Origin of the sequence: uncultured Thiodictyon sp. (genome assembly GCF_903828115.1) — a bacterium.
In the GTDB taxonomy this organism is placed as follows: Bacteria; Pseudomonadota; Gammaproteobacteria; order Chromatiales; family Chromatiaceae; genus Thiodictyon.
In genome coordinates this window covers 1-4,220 of the sequence record NZ_CAIKKU010000735.1, presented here as the reverse complement: position 1 = coordinate 4,220, position 4,220 = coordinate 1, and the positions used below count along the sequence as shown (strand labels likewise).

General features: G+C 68.0%; 3 protein-coding genes. 2 read left to right on the top strand and 1 reads right to left on the bottom strand.

Features of this window, described 5'->3' with window-relative positions; all coding sequences use genetic code 11:
- Positions 1-137 precede the first annotated feature (137 nt).
- Positions 138-1,301 (bottom strand): efflux RND transporter periplasmic adaptor subunit, encoded by a 1,164-nt coding sequence (locus tag QZY48_RS27230; RefSeq protein WP_295436715.1) that lies wholly within the window; start codon positions 1,299-1,301, stop codon positions 138-140.
- Between the two features lie 439 nt (positions 1,302-1,740).
- Here QZY48_RS27230 and QZY48_RS27225 point away from each other — a divergent pair, with 439 nt between their 5' ends.
- On the top strand, positions 1,741-3,201 hold the full coding sequence (locus QZY48_RS27225; RefSeq protein WP_295436714.1) for a dynamin family protein: 1,461 nt from the start codon (positions 1,741-1,743) through the stop codon (positions 3,199-3,201).
- 337 nt (positions 3,202-3,538) lie between these two features.
- The coding region (locus tag QZY48_RS27220; protein ID WP_295436713.1) for an ROK family protein at positions 3,539-4,220 on the top strand (682 nt) is incomplete at its 3' end.

Sequence of the window (4,220 nt, the reverse complement as noted above, 5' to 3'; positions counted from 1 at the left end):
TGTCGTTGTCGTAATCGTTTTCGTAATCGAGGTTATCGTATCGCCCTGGATCTAGCACCCCAAAATGCATCGCTTCTCCGATTACGACAACGACAACGACAACGACAACGACAACGGATGCTCAGACGCAGGGACCCTCACCGGGGCGGGACACCCTCCTTGGCCCACCCGGCGGTCACGCGCGGCCCCGGGTTGACGAGCACCCGCTCACCCGCCACCAGGCCGCTCAGCACGGTGACGAAGCCGTCGGTCTGGTCCTCGCCGATGCGGATCAGCCGCAACTGGGGTTCGCCCCCGTCACCCAGGACATAGACCCCGGGCAGACTGCCGTTGTAACGGATCGCGCTGCGCGGGATCACCGGATTGGCGCGCGCCGCCGCGCCGCTGGCGCTGGTGTCGGGGATCAGCACCTTGGCATACATCCCCGGCGCAGAGATGCCTTGGGGCAGATCGAACTTGACCTTGACCGTATGGCGCTGGCTGTCGGCCACGGGAAAGATCTGCGCCACCCGCACCGGCACCCGACGGCTGTGCAGGTCCAGTTCCGCGGTGACCACCATGCCCTCGCGCAGCCCCGGGCGCAGGCGCGCCGGCACGTCCACCTCCACCTGGAGATACTCCACATCGGCGTAGTTGAGCAGCGGCTGGCCGGGCTGGACGGTGTCCCCCACCTCGACGAGCTTCTTCACGATGACCCCGGCGAAGGGAGCGATGCTGCGCGCGTCGCGGATCTTGGTATCCAAGGCCTGGAGTTCGGCCTGGAGACGCATGATGGTGTTCTGGGCCTCCTGCACCTGGATGCCGGAGGCGAAGAGGTCCGCGCCGCGCTCGGCGCCGCGCTCCCGATCCCCGACGATGCCTTCCATCGGCCGGGTGAACATCTGGTCGAACAGATTGGGCACGCCCATGCCGCCCGGGGAGGCGTTGGCACGCGGCGAAAACATCTCCCGGTTGTACTGTACCCCGGCATTGCGCAACTGGGCGTCAGCGCTCGCCATCTGGGCGACCATGGCGCGCCGTTTGGCGAGCAGTTCGGCATCGTCGATCCCGACCAGGAGGTCGGACGCCTTGAAGGTATCGCCCTCAATGCCGGCCAGATAGGCGACCCGGCCCGGCAACTGGGCCGACAGGACCACCTCCTTGTAGGGAATCACGGTCCCGCCCAGGGAGACGCTGGGCGCCCCCTGGGCCTGCTGGACCACGACTGACTCGCCAAGGTCCGCGGGCGGCGCTGCGGCGGCGCCGGCTCCGACCCAGGCGGCAAGGATAAGCAAACAGGCACCGAGCTTACTTCTAGTCATAGTTCCCATCGTATCGCACACGAAACGCTGTAGTCCGGATCGAATCATCGGCTGGCGCGGGCGGTCGCGACCGCCGCGACGCTGTTCGCCGGACAGTATGCACGCGCGCCCCGTAGGCATTCAAGCAACGCGCGGAGAACAGACGAAAAAGCAGCGAGGTATCGGGACTTCCCCGGGGGCTTCCAAGAACCCACGCCGCGCCGCTCGCACGACCACCGGCGCGCGTGCCGGGGACCGCACAGGGCCCTGACCGGCGCCGGCGAGCGCCAGACTACCGCGCCAAGGTCGATCGGTATACCATCCGCGGTCAATTTAACGCCACCCCGAGGCCCGCCGCCGCTCGCGCAGCCCGGCCGGCAAGCGGACGCGGCGTCGCTGGCCGGCCCCTGGCAGGCGCGCCTGGCCTTTCGCAGTTCATTCTTTTCATAAGGAATCTCCCATGCCGTCAGAAGAGGTCGTGTCCCAGCGCCTGCTCAACCTGGAACGTCATTTGGAGCAGGAAAACCCGGTGCTGTTGAGCGCTGTGCAGAGCTTCCGGGAACTGGACAAGGTCGCCCACGCCATGGGGCTGTTGCCGGCCGGCGAGTCCTATGCCACCCAGATCCCGTGGTGGCCCCTGATCTCGGTCCTGGGGACCTTCTCCTCCGGCAAATCCACCTTCATCAATCACTATCTGGGGCAGAAGGTACAGCGGACCGGCAATCAGGCGGTGGATGATCGCTTCACCGTCATCTGCTATGGCCGTGCCGCCACCACCCAGGCCCTGCCCGGGGTCGCACTGGACGCGGACCCGCGCTTCCCGCTGTATCGGATCTCCAGCAGCATCAATCAGGTGGCCAGTGGCGAGGGGGCGCGCATCGACGCCTATCTGCAACTGAAGGCCTGCCCGAGCGAGGTCCTGCGCGGCAGGATCCTGATCGACTCCCCCGGCTTCGACGCCGACAAGCAGCGGACCGCAACGCTGCGCATCGTCGACCACATCATCGACCTCTCCGACCTGGTCCTGGTCTTCTTCGACGCCCGTCACCCGGAGCCGGGCGCCATGCGCGATACCCTGCACCACCTGGTGGGCAAGACCATCCACCGGGCCGACCCCGGCAAGTTCATGTTCATCCTGAACCAGATCGACATGACCGCCCGCGAGGACAATCCGGAGGACGTGGTGGCCGCCTGGCAACGGGCCCTGGGGGAAGAGGGTCTGACCGCCGGGCGCTTTTACACCATCTATTGCCCGGATGCGGCCAGCCCGATCGAGGACGCGGCCCTACGCCGCCGCTACGAAAGCAAGCGCGACCCGGATCTGGCCGAGATCCACGGCCGGATGCACTCGGTGGAGGTGGAGCGCGCCTACCGCATCGTCGGCGCCCTGGACAAGACCGCCAACGACATCGGCGAGGGCGCCGCACCCATCCTGACGCAGGCCCTGTCGCGCTGGCGCCGGCGCGTCCTGACCGCCGATGCGATCCTCCTGGCGCTCGTCGGGGTCATCTTCCTGTTCTGGAGCATCGGTGCCGGGCACTGGCAGGGTCTGACCTACGATCCGCCCTGGTTCGCCGTCCTCGAGCAGGTCAGTTGGGGACCCAAGGCCCTGTTCGGCATCCTGGCCGGGCTGGCCCTGGCCGCGCATTTCGGGATCCGCCGCCTGGCAACCAGGGGCCTGGCGGGCTGGGTGCGCCTAAGGGCCGCGGCGTCCAACGTGGAGGGCAATCTGGCGGCCGCCTTCGAGTACAACACCACGCCCCGGCGGACCGTCCTCGTCGCCACCCCCGCCGGCTGGGGCCCCGAGGCACGGCGCCGCGTCGAGCAGGTGTTGCAGAACTGCGATGCCTATGTCCAGACGCTCAATGACCGCTTCACTAACCCGTCCGGCTCCGAGAGCCCCTTCGGCCCCCAGGGCTGAGCCCTGACGTGACCCCGGGCTCGTTAGTCCTCTCACAGAGACAGGGTAGATTTTCTCATAGAGGCACCATGAATCCTCTCACCGAGACACCGTAAATCCTCTCACAGAGGCACCATGAATCCTCTCACAAAGGCACAAAGACACGGAGAAGAGACGCTTAACAACAAGGTTTGAGACGGTCAGCGAAGAGACGGGGGGGCCGAACGCCGCGAGCGCACGGACGTGCCGCGTCCGGCGCGGTCGCGGTATGGCGCATCGACCTGGGCGTATCCCCTTTTTTTTTCTTGTATTCTTTATCTTTGTGTCTTTGTGTCTTTGTGAGAGATAAGGAGTTGACATGCGTATCGGCGTGGACCTGGGCGGAACCAAGATCGAGGCCATCGCCCTGGACCTCGAGGGCCGGGTCCTGGCCCGGCACCGGATCGCGGCGCCCCGGGGCGATTACGGCGCGACCCTGGGGGCGATCGCCGGGCTGATCGCCGCCATCGAGTCGGCGGCCGGTCAACCGGGCAGCATCGGCATCGGCACCCCGGGGGCCCTCTCACCCTTCACCGGGCGGCTGCGCAACGCCAACTCCGTCTGGCTCAACGACCGGCCCCTGGACCTGGACCTGGCCGAGCGCCTGGGGCGGCCGGTGCGCCTGGCCAACGACGCCGACTGCTTCGCCCTCTCCGAGGCCACCGACGGCGCCGGCCGCGGGGCGGCCAGCGTCTTCGGGGTCATCATCGGCACCGGGACCGGCGGCGGGATCGTCATCGGGGGCCGGCTCCTGGCCGGACCCAACGCCATCGCCGGCGAATGGGGCCACAACCCCCTGCCCTGGCCGCAGCCCGACGAGTCCCCCGGCCCGCCCTGCTACTGCGGCAAACAGGGGTGCATCGAGACCTTCCTGTCCGGGCCGGGACTGGCCGCCGACCACCAGCGCCATACCGGCCTCACGCGCACGCCGCCGGAGATCCGGGCCGCCGCCGCCCGCGGCGAGCCGCCCGCCGCGGCCACGCTCGCGCGCCACGCCGAGC

Coding starts and splice junctions, on each gene's coding strand:
- QZY48_RS27230 (WP_295436715.1), bottom strand. CDS start 1,301: ATGACTAGAAGTAAGCTCGGTGCCTGTTTGCTTATCCTTGCCGCCTGG.
- QZY48_RS27225 (WP_295436714.1), top strand. CDS start 1,741: ATGCCGTCAGAAGAGGTCGTGTCCCAGCGCCTGCTCAACCTGGAACGT.